Origin of the sequence: Cronobacter dublinensis subsp. dublinensis LMG 23823, from assembly GCF_001277235.1 — a bacterium.
GTDB classification, from domain to species: domain Bacteria; phylum Pseudomonadota; class Gammaproteobacteria; order Enterobacterales; family Enterobacteriaceae; genus Cronobacter; species Cronobacter dublinensis.
This window is the reverse complement of the sequence record NZ_CP012266.1, coordinates 2,597,660-2,617,569: the sequence shown is the minus strand read 5'-3', so window position 1 is coordinate 2,617,569 and position 19,910 is coordinate 2,597,660. Positions and strand designations below refer to the sequence as shown.

General features: G+C 53.7%; 18 protein-coding genes and 1 pseudogene. 9 read left to right on the top strand and 10 right to left on the bottom strand.

From position 1 onward, the window contains the following. Nucleotides 1-238: 238 nt before the first annotated feature. Nucleotides 239-1,156 (bottom strand): LysR family transcriptional regulator, encoded by a 918-nt coding sequence (locus AFK67_RS11865; RefSeq protein ID WP_007732006.1) that lies wholly within the window; start codon nt 1,154-1,156, stop codon nt 239-241. A gap of 139 nt (nt 1,157-1,295) precedes the next feature. Here AFK67_RS11865 and AFK67_RS11860 point away from each other — a divergent pair, with 139 nt between their 5' ends. After that, nucleotides 1,296-2,201 carry an NmrA/HSCARG family protein gene (locus AFK67_RS11860; protein WP_007732003.1) on the top strand — a complete coding sequence of 302 codons (906 nt, stop codon included), beginning with the start codon at nt 1,296-1,298 and terminating at the stop codon, nt 2,199-2,201. A 546-nt stretch (nt 2,202-2,747) separates the two neighbouring features. On the opposite strand, the gene AFK67_RS11855 is transcribed toward AFK67_RS11860, so the two are convergent. The 4 genes from AFK67_RS11855 to AFK67_RS11840 all read right to left on the bottom strand — a co-directional run bounded on the left by AFK67_RS11855 (nt 2,748) and on the right by AFK67_RS11840 (nt 6,137). Then, nucleotides 2,748-3,314, bottom strand: a complete 567-nt coding sequence (locus tag AFK67_RS11855; protein WP_032967638.1) for a hypothetical protein — start codon at nt 3,312-3,314, stop codon at nt 2,748-2,750. A gap of 287 nt (nt 3,315-3,601) precedes the next feature. Further along, nucleotides 3,602-4,015, bottom strand: coding sequence for a hypothetical protein (locus AFK67_RS11845; protein WP_032967636.1), 414 nt, complete (start codon nt 4,013-4,015; stop codon nt 3,602-3,604). Nucleotides 4,016-4,566: 551 nt separating this feature from the next. Then, entirely contained in the window at nt 4,567-5,100 is a 534-nt protein-coding gene (locus tag AFK67_RS22005) for a hypothetical protein (protein ID WP_071602715.1), read from the bottom strand. Nucleotides 5,101-5,441: 341 nt separating this feature from the next. Then, nucleotides 5,442-6,137 (bottom strand): hypothetical protein, encoded by a 696-nt coding sequence (locus tag AFK67_RS11840; protein ID WP_032967635.1) that lies wholly within the window; start codon nt 6,135-6,137, stop codon nt 5,442-5,444. Between the two features lie 246 nt (nt 6,138-6,383). On the opposite strand from AFK67_RS11840, the pseudogene AFK67_RS11835 reads away from it, so the two are divergent. The 3 genes and pseudogenes from AFK67_RS11835 to AFK67_RS11830 all read left to right on the top strand — a co-directional run. Next, nucleotides 6,384-6,662, top strand: a pseudogene (locus tag AFK67_RS11835) (DUF4113 domain-containing protein); the annotation flags it as partial. A gap of 498 nt (nt 6,663-7,160) precedes the next feature. Next, nucleotides 7,161-7,253 carry a KPN_01571 family protein gene (locus AFK67_RS23425; RefSeq protein WP_234012861.1) on the top strand — a complete coding sequence of 31 codons (93 nt, stop codon included), beginning with the start codon at nt 7,161-7,163 and terminating at the stop codon, nt 7,251-7,253. A gap of 327 nt (nt 7,254-7,580) precedes the next feature. Next, nucleotides 7,581-8,225: a metallophosphoesterase gene (locus AFK67_RS11830; RefSeq protein WP_007714093.1), complete on the top strand. Its 645-nt coding sequence runs from the start codon at nt 7,581-7,583 to the stop codon at nt 8,223-8,225. Here AFK67_RS11830 and AFK67_RS11825 read toward each other — a convergent pair whose 3' ends face one another. From AFK67_RS11825 to yebS, 5 genes are all read right to left on the bottom strand, one after another. Then, nucleotides 8,226-8,417, bottom strand: a complete 192-nt coding sequence (locus tag AFK67_RS11825) for a YdfD/YebW family protein (protein WP_007714097.1) — start codon at nt 8,415-8,417, stop codon at nt 8,226-8,228. A 110-nt stretch (nt 8,418-8,527) separates the two neighbouring features. Further along, the gene (locus tag AFK67_RS11820) at nt 8,528-8,767 is read right to left on the bottom strand and encodes a YebV family protein (protein ID WP_007698851.1); all 240 of its coding nucleotides are present in this window, start codon (nt 8,765-8,767) and stop codon (nt 8,528-8,530) included. Nucleotides 8,768-8,877: 110 nt separating this feature from the next. Further along, nucleotides 8,878-10,269, bottom strand: coding sequence for a 16S rRNA (cytosine(1407)-C(5))-methyltransferase RsmF (gene rsmF / locus AFK67_RS11815; RefSeq protein WP_407639127.1), 1,392 nt, complete (start codon nt 10,267-10,269; stop codon nt 8,878-8,880). Nucleotides 10,270-10,393: 124 nt separating this feature from the next. Further along, entirely contained in the window at nt 10,394-13,027 is a 2,634-nt protein-coding gene (locus AFK67_RS11810; RefSeq protein ID WP_007714104.1) for a PqiB family protein, read from the bottom strand. Then, nucleotides 12,996-14,279: a membrane integrity lipid transport subunit YebS gene (yebS, locus tag AFK67_RS11805; RefSeq protein ID WP_007714107.1), complete on the bottom strand. Its 1,284-nt coding sequence runs from the start codon at nt 14,277-14,279 to the stop codon at nt 12,996-12,998. Before yebS ends, AFK67_RS11810 begins: the two co-directional genes overlap by 32 nt. A gap of 128 nt (nt 14,280-14,407) precedes the next feature. On the opposite strand from yebS, the gene AFK67_RS11800 reads away from it, so the two are divergent. From AFK67_RS11800 to kdgR, 5 genes are all read left to right on the top strand, one after another. After that, nucleotides 14,408-14,902 (top strand): GAF domain-containing protein, encoded by a 495-nt coding sequence (locus AFK67_RS11800; RefSeq protein WP_032966636.1) that lies wholly within the window; start codon nt 14,408-14,410, stop codon nt 14,900-14,902. Nucleotides 14,903-15,002: 100 nt separating this feature from the next. Beyond that, complete coding sequence (gene proQ, locus AFK67_RS11795; RefSeq protein WP_038883386.1) at nt 15,003-15,692, top strand: RNA chaperone ProQ; 690 nt, start codon at nt 15,003-15,005, stop codon at nt 15,690-15,692. Nucleotides 15,693-15,711: 19 nt separating this feature from the next. Continuing rightward, nucleotides 15,712-17,760 (top strand): carboxy terminal-processing peptidase, encoded by a 2,049-nt coding sequence (gene prc, locus AFK67_RS11790; RefSeq protein ID WP_032966637.1) that lies wholly within the window; start codon nt 15,712-15,714, stop codon nt 17,758-17,760. Nucleotides 17,761-17,955: 195 nt separating this feature from the next. Then, a complete protein-coding gene (gene htpX, locus AFK67_RS11785; protein WP_007714117.1) occupies nt 17,956-18,834 on the top strand; it encodes a protease HtpX in 879 nt (292 codons plus the stop codon). A 248-nt stretch (nt 18,835-19,082) separates the two neighbouring features. After that, the gene (kdgR, locus tag AFK67_RS11780) at nt 19,083-19,874 is read left to right on the top strand and encodes a DNA-binding transcriptional regulator KdgR (RefSeq protein ID WP_007714118.1); all 792 of its coding nucleotides are present in this window, start codon (nt 19,083-19,085) and stop codon (nt 19,872-19,874) included. The last annotated feature ends 36 nt before the right edge of the window (nt 19,875-19,910 follow it).

Genomic DNA, 19,910 nt, shown 5'->3' with positions numbered 1-19,910 from the left:
TTTTTAATTTCTAGATCGACAGTAGTTATTGTGCCGCGAAAAATAATTGAAAACGAAGTATCACAGTTAGTGAGAGCTTCCCGTGAATGAATATCTCAATGTTATTACGTCCGCTTCTGGCACGCAGCGGACAGGCTTCGTGACCATCATGTCTGCTGTGAGCGAAAAACGGACGCTCCTTGGCCAGACTTATGGCTGCTTTTAAACAGGATGAAAACTGTTTAGCCGGTATAGGTAGCTAACGTATACGACTCTTTTTCTCCCCGAGCTCCGAAGCTACCCAGCCAACGACTGCATCGATAAAAGCACGGACCTGTGGCAATAAAAAGTGACGATCCGGGTATACTACTGCAACCTGCATTTCAGTCCCTATGATATCTCTCAATACCGGGACAAGTGCGCCATGCTGCAGGTGTTCACGAATCAACTCTTCAGGCAAAAGTGCAATACCACGGCTATTTATGGCAGCCTCACAAAGCAGGGAAATATCGTCAGAAAAAAACGCGCCGTCCACCTTTATCCGGTCTCCGGAAAGTAGAGGCCAGTACATCTCCGGCAACTCCCCACGGGCGAATCCCATCAGGCATTGATGGCTGCTGAGGTCATTCAGGACGACAGGGACACCCATCTCTGAGAGATAGTCTGGCGAGGCGACGGCAATGACCGGGTCGCGAAACAGCGTGCGTGCAATCAACCCTGGCTGCATTTGGCTACTGGCTCTCAGCGCAACGTCGAATCCTCCATTTCGGAAATCGATATGATGACTGGAAGTGTGAATATGGACGCGCAGCAAAGGATGCTGCGCGATAAATTCACACAGCATTTCCCGGAAGCTTTTTTTCATACCGGGAGGAAGCGATACGCGTAAGTCGCCCCGTAAACCACCTTCGATTCTGGACACGCTCTGCTCTGCCTGCCTTATCGCCTCAAGCGCGATGATGGCCTCTTTATAAAAGATGATGCCCAGATCCGTCAGCGCCAGACTCCGCGTTGTCCGCAGGAGCAGACGTGCATCCAGCTTTTTTTCAAGCTGCGCAATCCGACGGCTCAGCGTTGCACGGGGAACGCCCAGTTCCGCTGCGGCACGGGAAAGCGATTTCGCGTCGACAGTTTTCATAAACGCAATGAGTTCGGAGGTTTCTGCAGTAAGCGCCATATGGATCATTTTCGGTCAGATGATGACAGTTTAAAGAGTATTGTCACGAATTCCGCTCAGCGGCAAGCTTTGCCTGCGACATCCGGGCACAGATCTGATGCCTGGCTACTTATCCAAAACGTTATCCAGAAGGTGTGAAATGGCAGAAGAAAAGAAACTTGTTGCTGTGTTTGGCGCAACCGGTCATCAGGGAAAAGGTGTGGTGCAGGCGCTTAAAACCGCCAGTCAGTTCAGGGTACGGGCGCTGTCCCGTACCCCGCAGAACTATACCGGCGAGGCTGATGAAGCCCTGTATGTGGATCTTGAAAAGCCTGAAACGCTCAACGACGCATTGAAAGGTGTATATGGCGTATTTCTGTTAACTGATTACTGGCAACAGGGCACAAATGAGAAGAAGCAGGCAACATCAGCGATCGAAGCCGCAAAATCGGCTGGAGTGAAACATTTTATTTGGTCCACGCTTCCCGATGTGGAATCTGTTACTCAGGGCGAATTTAGCCTCCCGCAGTTTACCAATAAAGCCAGAATCGACAGTCTGGTAAAAGCGGCGGATTTTACTTATTACACCTTTGTCGTACCGCCTGCTTATTATCAAAACTTCACAGGCCCCTTTGGCCCACAAAAACAACAAGATGGTAGCTATGGATGGATTCTGCCGATTAACCCTGACGTTCGCTGCATTCATATGGGCGACATAAACGAGCTTGGAAATATTGTGACCGGCGCGTTTGCATATCCTGATATCGCCGGACGGGGTGCTTACCTGCCGCTTGTCGGAGATTTCTTGAGCTTCCGTGAGATTGTAGAAACGTTAAATCAGCTTGGGCATCACGTAACCTTTAAACAGGTTCCACGGGACGTATATGCCGGTTTTTTCCCTGGCGCGGAGGCGCTGGGCGATACGCTGGCCTATTACGAGAAATATACCTATCTGGGGCCGGGTTCGCACCAGGCTGCCATTGCACTTGCCAATAAGATCGCGGGGGTTCATCCGGCTTCTTTTGAATCCTGGGCCAGGGCCAATTTCGCACTTGATATGAAGTAAGCCGTTTCAGGTTGCCGCAGTTAGCCATGGATGTGATGAATCGTTTTGCGGCGAATCTGGTTTGTCACCTCTTCCTGGCCTGGCGGTTCAAAGCGATGGTTAAACGTCCGCTTTTGGCACTAAGCGGACATACGTGCTGCAAGGTCCGCGATGAGCGAGGAGCGGACGTTGGCAGCTATTGTTGATCTCGCGATGTTTTTTTAAAAATAGCATGCCGAAGGTATGCCGAATAAAATCAGCTCTTTCCAGGCGGCCAAATTCATTGTGCCACTTTAGTTCAATGAAAAGGAACTTCCGTATACTCTTTAAGAAGTTAATGCATCATGGCGCAATCGTTCAGAAGGAAAAACGGAGAAACGTTGTTTTCTTTATTCTTGGGCAAATGGCACTGAAAACGATTACCGTCGTTACATTCGAGTATTTGATGAATGTTAAAAAATCTAATTGAATTAGTAAGTTAAGAAAGGAAATGACATTAACTAATTAACGCCCATAAAATAAGCGCCTCAACGGGCGCTTTCCTTTGTGAGGGAGGTACTTAATTTATCACCCCCGGAGGATCCTGTTCAGGAAATACCTTTTAACTTCGGGTTTAAGGAGAGAACTGAACTCCCACGCAAGTGCATAGCCTCCATCACCGCCTGCTTCATTTTCGAAACCACAGGTCTGGAAATAGCTGACGTGATTATCCAACAGGTAGTCATGCACCTCGACAAAAAAATCCTCGAAATTTACATCGTAATAACACTCTGACAGACGTTGTGACTCCATGTGACGCGCCCGCTTTGTCTGACCGTTTTCGGCGCAGAACACACCATCGAGATAGCTTATAGCGCTTTTTTCAATGCTTTTGAGCTGAGCTTCCGTTGTGCTTTGCTGGCACTGAAAGGCGCAGAACAGGTAGAAATTAGGGTTGTTGGTGCCGTATGAGCGGGATGTTAAATCGCCCATCGTAATTCCTACTTTCGCAAAGCGGAGGTCTCGGCTGTCAGCACCCACGTAAAACCATTTGTTGGGAGACTCAAAGTTCAACTTATCACGTTCCATGACTTCTGCCATTTTATAGTCGTCATCAGGAATTTGCAGGTCGTACATCTGTTGTGGCTTTTTCATGGTTCCCTCTATGCATTGTTGTTTGAAGTCTAATCAAAGTAAAAAACTGCCTGATATAACAAAATTTAAACCGGCGCAGGAAGTTGCCAACGATTACCAGATCGTCACCGGGTTTGCGCGCCAGCCAGATGTAACCTTGGCGGTTGAAGCGCTCCCAGATTTGCTCAAAGGTCTGGCCAGGTGCCTGGGCACACTGGTTATGTCAAACCGACGGGCCATGAACTGGCCCGGGAAGTCTATGGGATTATCGTAGACCGTCCAGAGTTCAAGATTTGTCGATGTGTCAGTTACCATTCTGCTTCAAACTCGCCTTCGCGCAGTTCGCACTTGCCCTCAATAATTTCCCACGCATGAGTCATGCCCATATTCATCAACTCAATGGTACGCTCGCGGTCATCGGAATAAGCGCCAACAAATATGACGTATTCCAGTTTAGGTTCTCCAAATTCAGGCGAGCAGCCGAAATCATGGAAAGCAGCTTGCCATTGAGTACCTTCCTCATCTGGCATATGGAAAAGTTGCATAGGGCGTTCACCTGGTTCGAACTCAATAAAGCTCGCTGAACCAGCCGGAGAAGTGAGCACCCGAACATGGCCATCAAAAAAATAATTGCGGGCGTTTCTCAATCCTTCCACATAAAACAACCGGCCATCTGATAGTTGTTTCAAGACCAGATACACCTCACGTCGCTGAATACTCATTATTATTCCTGTGGTTATGGGCATTGAAGGATATTAAGTATGCCCATGCGAAAACCTGGGAGAAAGCAAAAGAGGTATAGCCTGCAGAAGAAATTTTCATTTATTTGACCGATGCCCCGATCTCGTTCATTTTGGCCACAACCTTTTCCAGTTTCTCGTTACCCAGCGTCAACGTCGCCAAGCATTGGCGCCAGGGCTATCACATCCACGTCATTATTGCGGGTAGGCAAGAGTGTTTACTTGAGCCGTCCGGCAGGTCGTGTCGTGGAGTGACACTACAAAATGCATTGATGCGGAAACATCTGACAGAACAATCGAAAACTTGACCTGCTCCCTTATTGTTTGATTCAAGGTAAATTAAGAAACTTCCGCTCCCGGCAAAGAGCGAGCGAACTCATCGAGCATAAAGTCCGCTGCGAGCGAAAATCGGACGTTTTCCTTCGACAGTGATCCTTAGTCAATCAATCATGATAAATAAGAATCATGTACCACACGAAGAAGCCCACTCCAGGGTGGGCTTAACCGTACAAACGGTGGCCTGCGTTATGCAATTAATCAAGTATACCGGAGGGGCAGTAATTGCCTTCCCATCGTACTATCTTAGCGCTTGGATCCAGATCTCTCACCGATACGCTATCCCCTCCAAATTCTGAACCAGTAACGACGATATCGTAATCATGATTTGGCTGAGGAATAAAATTATCGGAGGCGGCTCGTTCTGTATTTTGGTAGTAGCCCGCTTGAGTCCAGTAATGAATTACATTTACCAGTTGTCCTGGCTTGATAGTGAACTCATTTATGAAACTTCCCTTGTTGTTACTTGATTCTGGCATTCCGATTTTTTTATTTCCTGTTACAGGAATACCAAGAATAGCCAGACCAGCCGTAACCCGGCGCTCTAAAACTTTTTTATAACAGCCACTCGGCTGTTTTTCGTAAAATTGCAGAGCTGTATTGCCATCAGATGCAGCACGAATCCTGGCTGCATCTGAACTTTTATAGTCTTCCAGCGAAGGCCTAAACCCCGCCGTACATCCACTTAACAACGTTACTATTATTCCTGTAATGACAAGTTTTCCATACATGCGCATATCCTTACGTTTCTGTCGCTCCTGTTTTTATCGGCCTGTAGGGGTAAAATCTTTAACGAATATTAAGCCAACCCTGCGGGGATAAACTGTCTCTGGTCTACCTGTCTGATACTTGAACAACTTCCGCTTCTGGCACTGAGCGGGCATACGTGCTGCAAGGTCCGCTATGAGCGAGGAGCGGAAGCTGGCTGCCGAAGCCGTGGCGATTCATGATGTGCAATAAGATGGTAGAATCACTTTTTAGTATCTGAATCTGGTTGGACCGTATATATTTATCCCGCAACTCTATTGTTCGTAATTTACCTGTAAAAGCCAAAGCTGGAAAACTCACCTTTCTATTTTTTTGAATTCACAATCACTGGCTGTTCACTAAAAACATTCCTATTTAAAGTAAACCTATAGCACTCATTGTTGTTTCTTCTTAGATACATCACCCCCCATTGCTTTACTCCGCAATCAGATACAAATGACGCATCCGACAAGATAGCTATCTTTGCGACATAATCTGAAGATATAGCGGCAAGTAAGAACGGTATTGCTACAACAATCACAAGAGATTGAAGTATGGTAACAAACCTGACAAAGATTGATTGCTCATAATAAACTTTTGCCCGTTCGGGGAGGAAGCCAACAACGTTACCAGTAATCATGCCTACTGCGCTGGATATGCTGGCGACAAGCACCAAGAAGAAGTACAGAATACAAACAGAAATAGGGATAGCAACAATGGCAGGGGAATATTTCAAATACTCCTCATCAACACCATAAATCACACTAAGCATTTTTAGCGTCAATACATATGAAATAAACCATATCACTACATTATAAAACTTAATAGCAAATGTGCTTTTTATTATTTTTGCCAGCATATATCTTTCTGGGTATAGATTATATAAGCTGTAGATGAACAAAACTGAAAATGCGATAAAAACATGCTTGAACTTCAGAAGCAGCAACCCAGTCGCGACAACTCCTAACGATAGCAAAAAAGCCTTTGTTTTCTCTCTCATGACCTCATCCTTATCATTCATAGTAAATTTCCATCAGGATTTTATGAACAGCAGACATGTAAAATTAAAAAATACGCTTCCAATTGTATATCTTCCCATTTTATTGTTTGGTTTTAAATTATTACGTGGCAAAGAGTTTGGTTTGAAGTGTTCACCGAACAATTCTACCGTTGTATAGGAATGTTAACAACGTCCGCTTCTGGCACATAGCGGAACGTAACAATTCAATACAAGTCTTTGTGATCTGCGCATAGTCAGGAATGACGAGCTGCTTGGCGTGATGACCACCGGTACCAAAAGACGGGCGTTATGCTGTGTAACTTTTTCAGCCACGGCTTGGCGCAGCTGAATCTGTTTGACGAGAACGCGCCGCGCGCGAACAGCGAGGCTCTGATGTCACTGATAGACAAACTGAACCAGCAGGGCCGGGGAACACTCTATTTTGCGGGGCAGGGCATCCAGCAGGCATGGCAGATGAAACGTGAGATGCTGTCGCCGTGTTACACGACGCGATTTGGGGATGTGCCGGTTGTTATTGCGAAATAATGTTCGGAAGAGGCATATATGGATATAACAAAGTCAGGAATATTTGAGATTTTGTGATCGTAGCGATCTCGAAGTTTACTCGTCGCTTACTCGAAAAAGATGGCAACGGTTTGATCTTGAATGGACGTATTGGTAAGTATTGAAATCAATAATGAGAGGGGTTTCCGTGGGTAACTTCTTGAATTACATATTTAATATGACGATGAGGTGGAAACAGGAATCGTATTCGGTCTTTTTTTATCCTGAGAAAGGGTAGCGCGTCTATCCATAACTTCCGCTTTACCTTTCTGCTTCAACCATAACACAGGCTGCAGTATAAACGTCCAGGCTTTTTTATCGCCAATGTTAAAAGCCTCACGCGCGGCGCGTGCTCCTGTCAGCGAAACGCAAAAAGTGGTGGCGACTTTCCCACCAATTCTGGTGGATTTGTGTAAACGAACCGGTAGCAGGCTAAGGAGTGAGTTATATTGGAAGAAGGAAAACAAGGAGTTAATCCCAATGAATCCTTTTATCTATGTATTTGGCCTGCTCCTGACGCTTGATGCGCTGCGTGAAATGGCCGGTGCCGCTTCCATGCTGGGACTGTGGTAAACCGGCCAGGCGCGTTTCGGCTATTTGTCGTGTTTGCGGCTGAAGAACCAGATCATAAAGATGGCCGCGATAACACAGCCGATAAAACTGACGATAGCTTCGTGAGTAAATAGGGTCACAGGCACCTCCCGACGTTGCTTACCTTAAGCATAGAACATCCTTAGCAGAATAAGCATCCCGACCCATATTAATGGGGTAAACCTCTCGCAACGCCTATTTAGTTACAACATACTTATTAGTGTTAACGCGGTTGCCGGGAAGGCGTTGCAAAGGGTAAACGCCGCTGGATGCAGCGCTATACTTGCCTGATACACAGAGGAGCAAGCGATGTATCAGCGAATCGACGGCGCGGCGTGGCGGCACATCTTTATCGTGGGCGATGTACATGGCTGCCTGGCGCTGCTGGTGAGCGCGCTAAAGGCGCAGCGGTTCGACCCGCGCGTCGATGCGCTGATTTCCGTGGGCGATCTCATCGATCGCGGTCCCGACAGTCCGGGCTGTTTGCGGCTTATCGGCAAGCGCTGGTTTTTCGCGGTGCGCGGCAATCACGAAGCGCTGGCGCTGGAGGCGCTCGAAACCGGCGATGGCGCGTTGTGGGCGATGAACGGGGGTCAGTGGTATTTTGCGCTCGACGAGGGCGCCCAGCGTGAAGTGAACGCGCAGCTGGCGCGGGCGCGTGAGCTACCGCTGGTGATAGAAGTGCGCAGCGGCGCACGCACGCTGGTGGTCGCGCACGCGGATTATCCGGCGTTGCGCTATGCGTGGCAGCAGCCGCTGGATGCGCATGCGGTGGTCTGGAGCCGGGCGCGAGTCAGCCGCGTGCAGGCGGGAGGGTTGGAGCGTATCGACGGCGCGGACGCGTTTTATTTCGGCCACACGCCGCTTCGCGAGCCGCTCATCAGCGGTAATCTGCATTACATCGATACCGGGGCCGTCTTCGGCAACCCGTTGACGCTGATTCGGGTGCAGTGATTAAAAATCGCTGTACTCCTGCGCCGGACGCCAGAAACCGTCGATAAAATCTTCGACCGGGTAGCAGCCGCCGTGACGCATCCGCTGCTCGTCCATCGCTTTCAGGCACTGCTGTTCAGAATTGTACACATCCACGACGATGTCATCGCAACCGCCATCCAGATAACAAACAAATAAAACCAGCGCGAACATGGCGTCCTCTGCGTGACAACGTTTGTTATAAGTGTAGGGGAAGCAGGCGGGAAGGGAAAACCGAAGGTTCTTAATAAATAACCCGCCTTCAGCGACGGGTTCTTTTTGAATCAGGCAAGGCGCATGATCCAGGCATCAGCTTGTTGGTCGTAATGTTCGCGGTATAGCACGGAGTGTTCGCCGTTGAGCACGGCCGGAATACTGGTTTCGGCATCCCAGGCATCAAGCTGCATGCACAGATCCGGGTCTGATTTGCAGGGAATGCTCAGCTTGCGCTCGCCGGGCGCGTTGCCGTGCAGCTCTGCATCATCAATCTCGAAAGTACCGATTTTTACGCTGGTTTTTGACATAACGCTCTCCCTCAGACAGTACACAGGTGGTATGACCAGTCAGGCCCCACCTTTTAGCGTAGTCAAAAGCGCAAAAAATGCCAAAAACCAGCGGTGATTTTTTACACGCCTTACAACGGCGCGCTAAACAGTACCCCATCGCGTACCAGTTCACGCGGATAACTGTTCTTGAGCCGGCTGCCGACTTTTTTCGCAAGCCCCAGCGGCTGATGCTGGAACGTGACGATGACGTCGTCAGAGTCCGGCGGCGTCTGCGGCCAGACATCGCGACCGCGATACCACTCTTGCGCCTCTTCGGCGGTGAGCTCAAACGCGAGCGGGTTATCGCTGCCGGCCAGCGCCACCACGGCCTCATGCTGCCAGCGGTACCCTTTATTATGGACCTCAGCCAGCCGAACGCCAGTGCGTGAGAATCGCACCTTGCCGATAAACGGCGTGAAGGCCTGTGGGAACAGCCAGATCTCTTTATCGCGCTGCCACAGGGCCAGCGTGTCGTCCCACGCCAGGCCCACCTTGCCTGCCGCGGCCGTGACCGCCTGCGCTTCGCGGGTTTTCATCGGTGCAAACGGGAAGGCGCCGACTTTATACGTCGGCGCAGGCAGTGGCGCGATCGGGGCGGTTTTACGCAGCCGCGCGACAAAAAATCCTTCGCAGTCGTAAATCTGCGGGAAGACATGCAGAAAGCCCTCTTCGGTCAGCGCCGCTTCCGCGCCAGGGAATAGACCCTCAAGCGAGAGCGTCTCCACCGCCTGCGGATAGCGCGCCAGCAGCCAGCGCACCGTCTGCTGGTTTTCTTCCAGGTTCAGCGTGCAGGTGGAATAGACCAGCGTGCCGCCGGGTGCCAGCGCGTGGAAGGCGCTGTCGATAAGCTCGCGCTGGGTGGCGGCAATCTCCTGATTACTTTGTACCGACCAGTTACGCAGCGCATCCGGATCTTTTCGCACCACGCCTTCGCCGGAGCAGGGCGCGTCCAGCAGAATGGCGTCGAACTGTTCAGGGAGCGCGGCGCCGAAAACGCGGCCGTCGAAGTGGGTGAGGCCAACATTGCGGATGCCGCAGCGGCTGATATTGGCGTGCAGCACTTTGACCCGGCTGGCGGAATACTCATTGGCGAGAATAAAGCCCTGGTTTTGCATCAGCGCAGCGATCTGGGTGGTTTTCGAGCCCGGCGCGGCGGCGACATCCATCACCCGTTCGGGCGCGTTGCCATCGGCAAAAAGCGCCGTGACCGGCAGCATGGAGCTCGCCTCCTGAATATAAAACAGGCCGCTTAAGTGCTCGGCGGTGCTGCCGAGCGGCAGCGCCTCGTCGTCGCGCGCTATCCAGAAACCTTCAGCGCACCACGGCACGGGGGTCAGCTGCCAGCCGTAAGACTCAACCTGTGCGAGAAAGGCTTCGACGCTGATTTTCAGCGTGTTGACGCGAATACTGCGGCGCAGCGGACGCTGACAGGCGGCGATGAAATCGTCCATCGCAAGCCCTGCGGGCATCGCCTCTCGCATAACATCAAGAAAAGCCTCAGGAAGGCAGACAGAACCGAATTGCGCCACAGCTCACCTCAGCGGGCAGAAAAAGAGGGCGCGAAGTGTAGCATAAACGCCCCGGCGTGACACCGGGGCGCTGACGTTAACGGGGAAGGGCGGTGCCCCACTGACGCCACTCTTTCGGCTCGCTGTCCTGCAACAGGAAGTGCTTACCGGCCTGCGCTTTGGGGGCTATCGGCGTCTGTGGCGGCGTGGCGAACGCGATGCCGCCGCGAATGAACTGGTTAAACGTGCCGGTTTTCACCACGCCGCCCACCAGACCGAAGTTCAGGCTGTAGCCAGAGGCGAGCCAGAACACCGAGTTTTCCCGCACCAGATGCTGATAGCGTTTGCTGATGCGCATCGACACCATGACGCGGTCAGAGAGGCTGCCGAGCGACATCCCGGTGACCGTACCCACTTCGATGCCGCGGAACAGCACCGGCGTACCGATATTCAGCGAACCGGCTTCCGGCGCTTCCACCACGATGCTCAGCCCGTCGAGATAGCGGGAGTCGGTGATGGTCGCTTCCTGCAGCTCAAAACTCCGGCGGCCCGGACCGCGGCCCGGCTCGACGTTAATATAGGGCTGCAGAATGGTGTCGAGGTTTTCAACGCCGGCGGCGGAGATCTGCGGCGTCACGACCGAGAAGCGCGAACCGGCGCGGGCGAAGGTGTTGACGTATTCGGGATAGAGTACCGCCGTCGCCTGGACCTCGTTGCGCTCGGTGATGAGCTTCAGCGACTCAATCTGGCCGATGTTGATACCGAGATAGCGAATCGGCATACCCGCCGCGATTTTCCCGGCGTCAAACGCGTGCAGGGTAATCTGGCTACCCACGGCGCGGGCGGCGGTTTCCGACGGATAGAGCGTGCGCTTGTCTTTTTCGCCAAGCCCTGCGCCTGCGCCATTGAGGTTATCAAAGCTGATAGCCCCTTTCAGCGCGCGTGAAAGCGGCGAGGCCTGTACCGTCAGCCCGCTGCCGTTCAGCTGCACTTTCGCGCCGCCCTCGGCCCAGAACACGCTGTTCGGGGTCAGCAGCTTGCGGTATTCCGGTTTGATATGCACTTCGATGTCAAACGCATTGGCGCGCGGGCGCACGGTGATGATTTCGCCCACTTCAAACTTACGATACAGCACGACCGACCCGGCCTGTACGTCCGGCAGGCTCTCCGCGGTAAGGGTCAGCGTCGTGGTCGGCATATCGCTCAGGCTGTTCTCTACCGCTTTTTCCAGATTGGCGTAGAGCGGATAGTCATCTTTCATCTCGCCCTTATCGCCCGGCAGCACGCGGATGCCGCCGCTGACCCATTCGCTGGCGCTGGCGCCCAGGAACTCGACGCCGTCGAGGCCCACTTTGACATCCACGCGGCTGTTAACCACAAATTTGCTGTCACCCTTCACCAGCGCGCGATATTGCGGATCGATAGCGACGGAAAAGCTGACGCCTTTGGCATTCAGCGAGCGCTCCAGCACCTGGCCTATCTGGATGCCATGCAGGATAACCGGCTGCCCGGCGTCAATGCCGTAGCTCTCCGGCGCATGCAGCGTCAGGGTCAGCACGCCCGGCTTTTGCAGCGGGGTTTTGTCATCCGGCAGCACCACAAAATGGCTGCGCGGCTGGCCTTCGCCCGGCACCAGCTCCAGCGTGCTGCCGGTCAGCAGCGTGCTGATTTCCGGGTTATTAAGCGAGAGTTTCGGGCTGTGCATCTCAATGCGCGTCCCGTCGCGCAGCAGATTGACGACGCTCGGGTCGACGGTCAGCTCACCGGTGACCGCGCCGCCGGGGTTGAGATTGAGCTTAGTGAGCGTGCCCACTTCGAGGCCCTGATACATCAGCGGCGTGGAATTCTCCTTCAGCCCCTGACCGCCGGGTAAATCAAGTTTGACCAGGACGCCGCGCTGGCTGTGGGCGAGATCTTCATACAGCCCGAACGTGTCGTTCTGGTCGGCGTGCGCAGAATCCGCGGGCGAGTCAAAGGCGATAGCCCCGTTAACCAGCGCCGCCAGGCTCTCCAGCTCCACTTTGGCGCCGCTCAGCCCGATATTGGTTTTTACGCCCGAGACGTTCCAGAAGCGGCTGCCTTTTTTCACCAGATTGGTAAAACGCCGCTCGATAATCACGTCGATGGTCACGCCCTGTTTGTCGGTGTTGATCGAGTAGTCATAGACCCGTCCGACCGGAATTTTGCGGTAATAGACCAGCGAGCCGCTGTTGAGCGAGCCGAGATCCGGCGCGTGCAGATGAATCATCAGCTCGCCGGTGTTGAGCCGGTATTTCGGCTGGGTATCGAGCGCGCGGAAGTGGTCGCGCGGCTCGCCTTCGCCCGGCATCATGCCGATGTAGTTGCCGCCAACCAGCGCGTCCAGCCCCGACACACCGGCGAGTGACGCTTTCGGCGTCACCAGCCAGAACTGCGTCTGGTCGCGCAGGGCGTCTTTCATATCGCTTTTAATGCTGACCGTGACTTCGATTTTATTGAGGTCATCGCTCAGACGGATATCCTGAACGGTGCCTACCTCGACGCCCTGATAGCGCACCGGCGTGCGTCCGGCGACGATGCCGTCGGCGGACATGAAATCGATAGTGACGGTGGTGCCTCGCTCTTCATACGTGCTCCAGATGAGCCAGCCCGCAATCAGCAAAGCGATAACGGGCAGTAACCAGAACGGAGAGATGCGACGTTTTGTTTTAATTCGCGCTTCAGTCTGTGAAGCGGGCGTTTCCTGACTCATGTGCGTCCCAAAGTAAGCGGCTGTCCAGCCATTCAACAGCAAGAATAGTCAAAATCACCGCTGCGCCGAAATAAAACGCAGCCGGCCCCATGACAAACGACAACAGCTGATCGCGATTGACCAGCGACATCGTAAGAGAAATCACAAACAGGTCGAGCATCGACCAGCGGCCAATCCAGGCGACCAGTCGCAGCATCAGAACGCGGGCGCGCAGTCCCTGCTGGCATTTGAAATGAATGCTCACCAGCAGCGTCAGCAGCACCAGCACTTTGGTAAAGGGCACCAGAATACTGGCGATAAACACCACGCCCGCCACCAGAATATTGCTCTGCGCCAGCGAGACGATGCCTGACATGATCGTATCTTCCTGGCGCGCGCCGTTAATATAGATAATCGAAATAGGCAGCAGGTTGGCGGGCAGCAGAAATACCATCGAGGCAATCAGCGCCGCCCAGCATTTTTGCAGGCTCTGACGGCGTCGGCGGCGCAGCGGAATATGGCAGCGCGAACAGCGACCGCGTTTATCCGGCACGCCGGTGTAGTGGCAGCCGAGGCAGACGCGCAGATCCTCGTGGTAGCGCGTGGCGGGGCGCTGCGGATAGAAGCGCTCCCAGAGTTGCTCCACATTCAGATGGATAAGCGTCATGACGCTCAGCACCACCAGCGCGACAAACGCCAGCAGCCCGATGCCCGGCTCAAGCCAGGCGTATTCGCGCACCTTGATAGACGCAACGCCAATGCCCACCAGATAGATATCGAGCATCACCCATTCGCGCAACCGCTCCAGCATCAAAAGCACGGGCCGCAGATTCATGCCGAGAATATTGCCAAACCAGAGATAGGCGATGGCGGCCACCAGCGTGGCGGGCGCGCCGACCGCGCAAAACAGCACCATCGCGGCGGTGATCGTGTCGCCCTGGCGCGTCATCTGCCAGATACCCTGGAAGAGATTGGCGTCAATACGCGTGCCGAGCAGATAGAGGCGTAGCAGCGGCTCGCTGTACGCAAATGGCATTAACAGCAGCATGGTTATCGCCATCGCCGCCAGCCGGGTGAGCGACCAGTCGCGCCCGTCGCGGATTTTCGCATCGCAGCGCGGGCAGTGCGCCGTCTGGTTGGACTTGACCACTGGCAGCATAAAAAGGATATCGCATTGCGGACAACGCTGATAATGTGCCACCGGCAATGGCTCGCCGATGGCGTGAATGGTCAGTTTTTTGCCAGGAGAAAGCTGTTGGGTTTTGAGTGCCATGTGCGAAGCATTATTTTATATGATTCTGTTATCGTAACTCATGAAATGATTAATCTTGAGCATGAGCGCATTTAATGCTTATTTTAGTAGGCTGGCAAAGTAAGTAAGACAACAAAGCGATCGGATTAATGAACAAAACACAATTTTACGCGGAACTCAATCGCGATTTTCAGTCCCTCATGGCAGGGGAAACCAGTTTTCTGGCGACGCTTGCGAATACCAGCGCGTTACTGTTCGAACGTCTTGAAGGCGTGAACTGGGCAGGTTTCTATCTGCTGGAAGACAAAACGCTGGTGCTCGGGCCATTCCAGGGCAAAATCGCCTGCGTGCGTATTCCGTACGGTCGCGGCGTGTGCGGCACCGCGGTCGCCACCGGCGAGGTGCAGCGCGTGGATGATGTGCACGCGTTTGACGGTCATATCGCCTGCGACGCGTCCAGCAATGCCGAAATCGTACTGCCGCTGCGCGCGAACGGTCAGGTTTTCGGCGTGCTGGATATCGATAGCACCGTCTTTAACCGCTTCGATGCCGATGACGAACAAGGCCTGCGTACCCTGGTGGAGCAGCTTGAAGCCGTTATCGCGGGTACCGACTTTAAAAAATTCTTTGCGCCAGTCGCATGATAAGCAACGGATAACGTGGCATTTACCGATGGCGTCATTATAATGACGCCTGTTCATGCCTGCGGCTTGTTGGCAACATCCGTTGTAATCAGGAAATTTCATGGAAAATCAACCTAAGTTGAATAGCAGTAAAGAAGTTATCGCCTTTCTGGCCGAACGTTTTCCGCAGTGTTTCAGTGCTGAAGGCGAAGCGCGTCCTCTGAAGATCGGCATTTTTCAGGATCTGGTGGAGCGCGTTGAGGGCGAAATGAACCTCAGCAAAACGCAACTGCGTTCCGCATTACGTCTTTATACGTCGAGCTGGCGCTACCTTTACGGTATCAAAGCGGGCGCGACGCGTGTCGATCTCGACGGCAACCCGTGCGGCGTTCTGGAAGAGCAGCACGTAGAGCACGCCCGCAAGCAGCTTGAAGAAGCGAAAGCCCGTGTTCAGGCGCAGCGCGCCGAGCAGCAGGCCAAAAAACGCGAAGCAGCGGGCGCTGAAGGCGAAGAGAACGGCGGAGAGCGTCGTGAACGCAAGCCGCGTCCTGCGCCGCGTCGTAAGGAAAACGCCGAGCGTAAACCGCGTCCGGCCAAACCCGCCGCCGCTAAAACGCCGCGCCCTGCGCGCGAAGAGCGTCACACCCCGGTGTCTGACATTACGGCGCTCAGCGTCGGCCAGGCTATAAAGGTGAAAGCAGGCAACAACGCGATGGACGCCACCGTGCAGGAAATTACCAAAGATGGCGTCCGTGTACAGCTGACTTCTGGTATGTCGATGATTGTACGCGCAGAACATTTATTGTTCTGAAACGGAGGTCAACCAGGGCATGAACACTTTTTTTAAGCTTACCGCCGTCGCCGGCCTGCTGCTGATGGCGGGCCAGGCGTTGGCCGTGGATGACATTACCCGTCCTGACCAGATCCCGGTTCTTAAAGAAGAACCGCAGCATGCCACCGTAAGCGAGCGCGTGACCTCACGGTTCACCCGCTCTCACTACCGCCAGTTCGATCTTAACGAAGCCTTCTCCGCCAAAATCTTCGATCGCTACCTTAACCTCCTCGACTACAGCCACAATGTGCTACTGGCGGGCGACGTTGAGCAGTTCGCGAAGAAAAAGGGCCTGATCGGCGACGAACTGCGCAGCGGCAAGCTCGATGTGTTTTACGATCTTTATAATCTGGCACAGCAGCGCCGTTTTGAGCGTTATCAGTACGCGCTGAAAGTGCTGGAAAGACCTATGGATTTTACCGGCAACGATACGTTTGATATCGATCGCAGCAAGGCGCCCTGGCCTGCCAGCGAAGCGGAGCTGAACAAGCTGTGGGATGGCAAAGTCAAATATGACGAGCTGAGCCTGAAGCTGACCGGTAAAACCGATGCGGAAATTCGCGAAACGCTGACCAAGCGTTACAAGTTCGCTATCCGTCGCCTGGCGCAAACCAACAGCGAAGACGTGTTCTCGCTGGCGATGACCGCCTTTGCGCACGAGATTGACCCGCATACCAATTATCTCTCCCCGCGCAGCACCGAGCAGTTCAACACCGAAATGAGCCTCTCGCTTGAGGGCATTGGCGCGGTACTGCAGATGGATGACGATTACACCGTGATCAACTCCATGGTCGCAGGCGGCCCGGCAGCGAAAAGCAAAGCGATAAGCGTTGGCGATCGCATTGTCGGCGTCGGTCAGGTCGGCCAGCAGATGCAGGATGTGATCGGCTGGCGTCTTGATGATGTTGTAGCGCTGATCAAAGGACCGAAGGGCAGCAAAGTACGCCTCGAGATCCTGCCTGCCGGTAAAGGGACCAAAACCCGCATTATCACGCTGACGCGCGAGCGCATTCGTCTTGAAGACCGCGCCGTGAAGATGTCCGTGAAAAATGTCGGTAAAGAAAAAATCGGCGTGCTCGATATTCCTGGCTTCTACGTTGGTCTCACCGATGATGTGAAAGTGCAGCTCCAGAAACTGGAGAAACAGAACGTCAGCGGCGTGATTATTGACCTGCGCTCCAACGGCGGCGGGGCGCTGACCGAGGCGGTGTCGCTCTCCGGTCTGTTTATTCCGTCCGGCCCGGTGGTGCAGGTGCGTGATAACAACGGCAAGGTGCGTGAAGATCGCGACACCGACGGCGTGGTCTATTACAAAGGCCCGCTGGTGGTAATGGTCGATCGTTTCAGCGCCTCGGCGTCGGAAATTTTCGCCGCCGCAATGCAGGATTATGGCCGCGCGCTGATTGTCGGCGAGCCGACCTTCGGGAAAGGCACCGTGCAGCAGTACCGTTCGCTGAACCGCATTTACGATCAGATGCTGCGCCCGGAATGGCCAGCGCTGGGTTCCGTGCAGTACACCATCCAGAAATTCTACCGCGTTAATGGCGGCAGTACCCAGCGTAAAGGGGTAACGCCGGACATCATCATGCCGACCGGCAATGAAGCGACCGAAACCGGGGAGAAATTCGAGGATAACGCGCTGCCGTGGGACAGCATCAATGCCGCCTCGTATGATAAATCGGGCGATCTGAAGCCGCTTGGCCCGCAGTTGCTGAAAGACCATAACGACCGCATCGCCAAAGATCCGGAGTTCCAGTACATCATCAAGGACATTGCTCGTTTCAACGCGATGAAAGATAAGCGCAATATCGTTTCGCTTAATCTGGCGCAGCGTGAAAAAGAGAACCGTGAAGATGACGCAACCCGACTGGCGCGCATTAACGATCGCCTGAAACGCGCCGGTAAACCGCCGCTGGCGAAGCTCGAGGATCTGCCGAAGGATTATCAGGAGCCCGATCCGTATCTTGATGAAACGGTTCATATCGCTCTCGACCTCGCGAATATGACCAAAGAGAATACGACGCCGCCCGCAGCGGCGACGAAGTAAAACTCCCCAACCGGCGCAGATGATGCGCCGGTTTTTTTAGTGCCGTGTGATCCCCCGTCAGCGAAATGCTACAAAATGTAAAGTTTCGTATTTTTAGAGACTTGCCAGCCTGTGACGCTTGAAAACGGCGTGCGCGCCCCTACGATGTGTGTAATCGCATAAGGCGTATTGTTAAACCGAGGTAAAAAGAAAATTATGATGCGAATTGCGCTTTTCCTGTTGACTAACCTGGCCGTCATGGTGGTGTTCGGTCTGGTGCTCAGCCTGACAGGGATCCAGTCAAGCAGCGTGACGGGCCTTCTGATCATGGCGCTGCTGTTTGGCTTCGGCGGCTCGATCGTTTCGCTGCTGATGTCCAAATGGATGGCGCTGAAATCAGTAGGCGGCGAGGTTATCGAAGCGCCGCGTAACGAGACCGAACGCTGGCTGATGGATACCGTGGCGCAGCAGTCGCGCCAGGCGGGCATCGCAATGCCGCAGGTGGCGATTTATCACGCGCCGGATATCAACGCGTTTGCCACCGGCGCGCGCCGTGATGCGTCGCTGGTGGCCGTGAGCACCGGGTTGTTGCAGAACATGAGCCGTGATGAAGCGGAAGCGGTTATCGCGCACGAGATTAGCCATATCGCCAACGGCGACATGGTGACCATGACCCTGATTCAGGGCGTGGTGAACACTTTCGTTATCTTTATCTCGCGCATCATCGCGCAGGTCGCGGCAGGATTTCTCGGCAATCGCGACGAGGGCGAAGAGAGCAACGGCAACCCGCTTATCTACTTCGCGGTCGCCACCGTGCTGGAGCTGGTGTTCGGTATTCTGGCGAGCATCATCACCATGTGGTTCTCGCGCTATCGTGAATTCCACGCTGACGCGGGCTCTGCGAAACTCGTGGGCCGCGAGAAAATGATTGCCGCGCTTCAGCGCCTTAAAACCAGCTATGAGCCGCAGGAAGCGAGCAGCATGATGGCGTTCTGCATCAACGGTAAATCGAAATCGCTGAGCGAGCTGTTCCTGACGCACCCGCCGCTGGATAAGCGTATCGAAGCGCTGCGTAGCGGTGAATATCTCAAGTAATCGTACCTGTGAATCAAAAAGCGTGCCCGCGGGCACGCTTTTTTTTATGCCTGCGCGGCGTCATTCACCGCTCGTCTGCACGTTCTAAGTCGTTGATCTGCCGCTGACGATATATCCTTCCTGCATAATCAGGCTTAATGTCGCAGATTTATCACCCTCGGCCACAGATTCATTGCGGTGCCGACGCCCCGAATTTATAATAAAAACCGGTTCTGATTTTTATAAAACAAATGCGATCGAGGTGATCAATGGCAATCGCAGAATTAGATAAACAGCCTGACTCCGTCTCTTCGGTGCTCAAGGTCTTTGGTATTTTGCAGGCGTTGGGTGAAGAGCGGGAAATTGGTATCACCGAATTGTCGCAGCGCGTCATGATGTCGAAAAGCACCGTTTACCGCTTTTTGCAGACCATGAAATCCCTGGGCTATGTCGCGCAGGAAGGGGAGTCGGAAAAATATTCGCTGACCCTCAAGCTCTTTGAGCTGGGCGCGCGCGCGTTACAGAATGTCGATCTTATCCGCAGCGCGGACATTCAGATGCGCGAGCTGTCGCGGCTGACGAAAGAAACCATTCACCTGGGCGCGCTGGATGAAGACAGCATTGTCTACATCCATAAAATTGATTCCATGTATAACCTGCGCATGTATTCGCGCATCGGTCGCCGCAACCCTCTGTACAGCACGGCTATCGGTAAAGTGCTGCTGGCCTGGCGTGACCGCGACGAGGTTCGCCAGATCCTCGAAGGCGTTGAGTATAAGCGCAGCACCGATCGCACGATTGTCTCCACCGACGCGCTGCTACCGGTGCTGGACCAGGTACGCGAGCACGGTTACGGCGAAGATAACGAAGAGCAGGAAGAAGGGCTGCGCTGCATCGCGGTGCCGGTGTTCGACCGCTTTGGTGTGGTGATCGCAGGGCTCAGTATCTCGTTCCCGACGCTGCGTTTCTCGGAAGAGCGCCTGCACGAGTATGTGGAAATTCTGCATACCGCCGCGCGGAAAATCTCCGAGCAGATGGGTTACAACAGCTATCCGTTCTGACGCCAGCCCCTCTGTTGAAAAAGCCGCAGCTCGCCT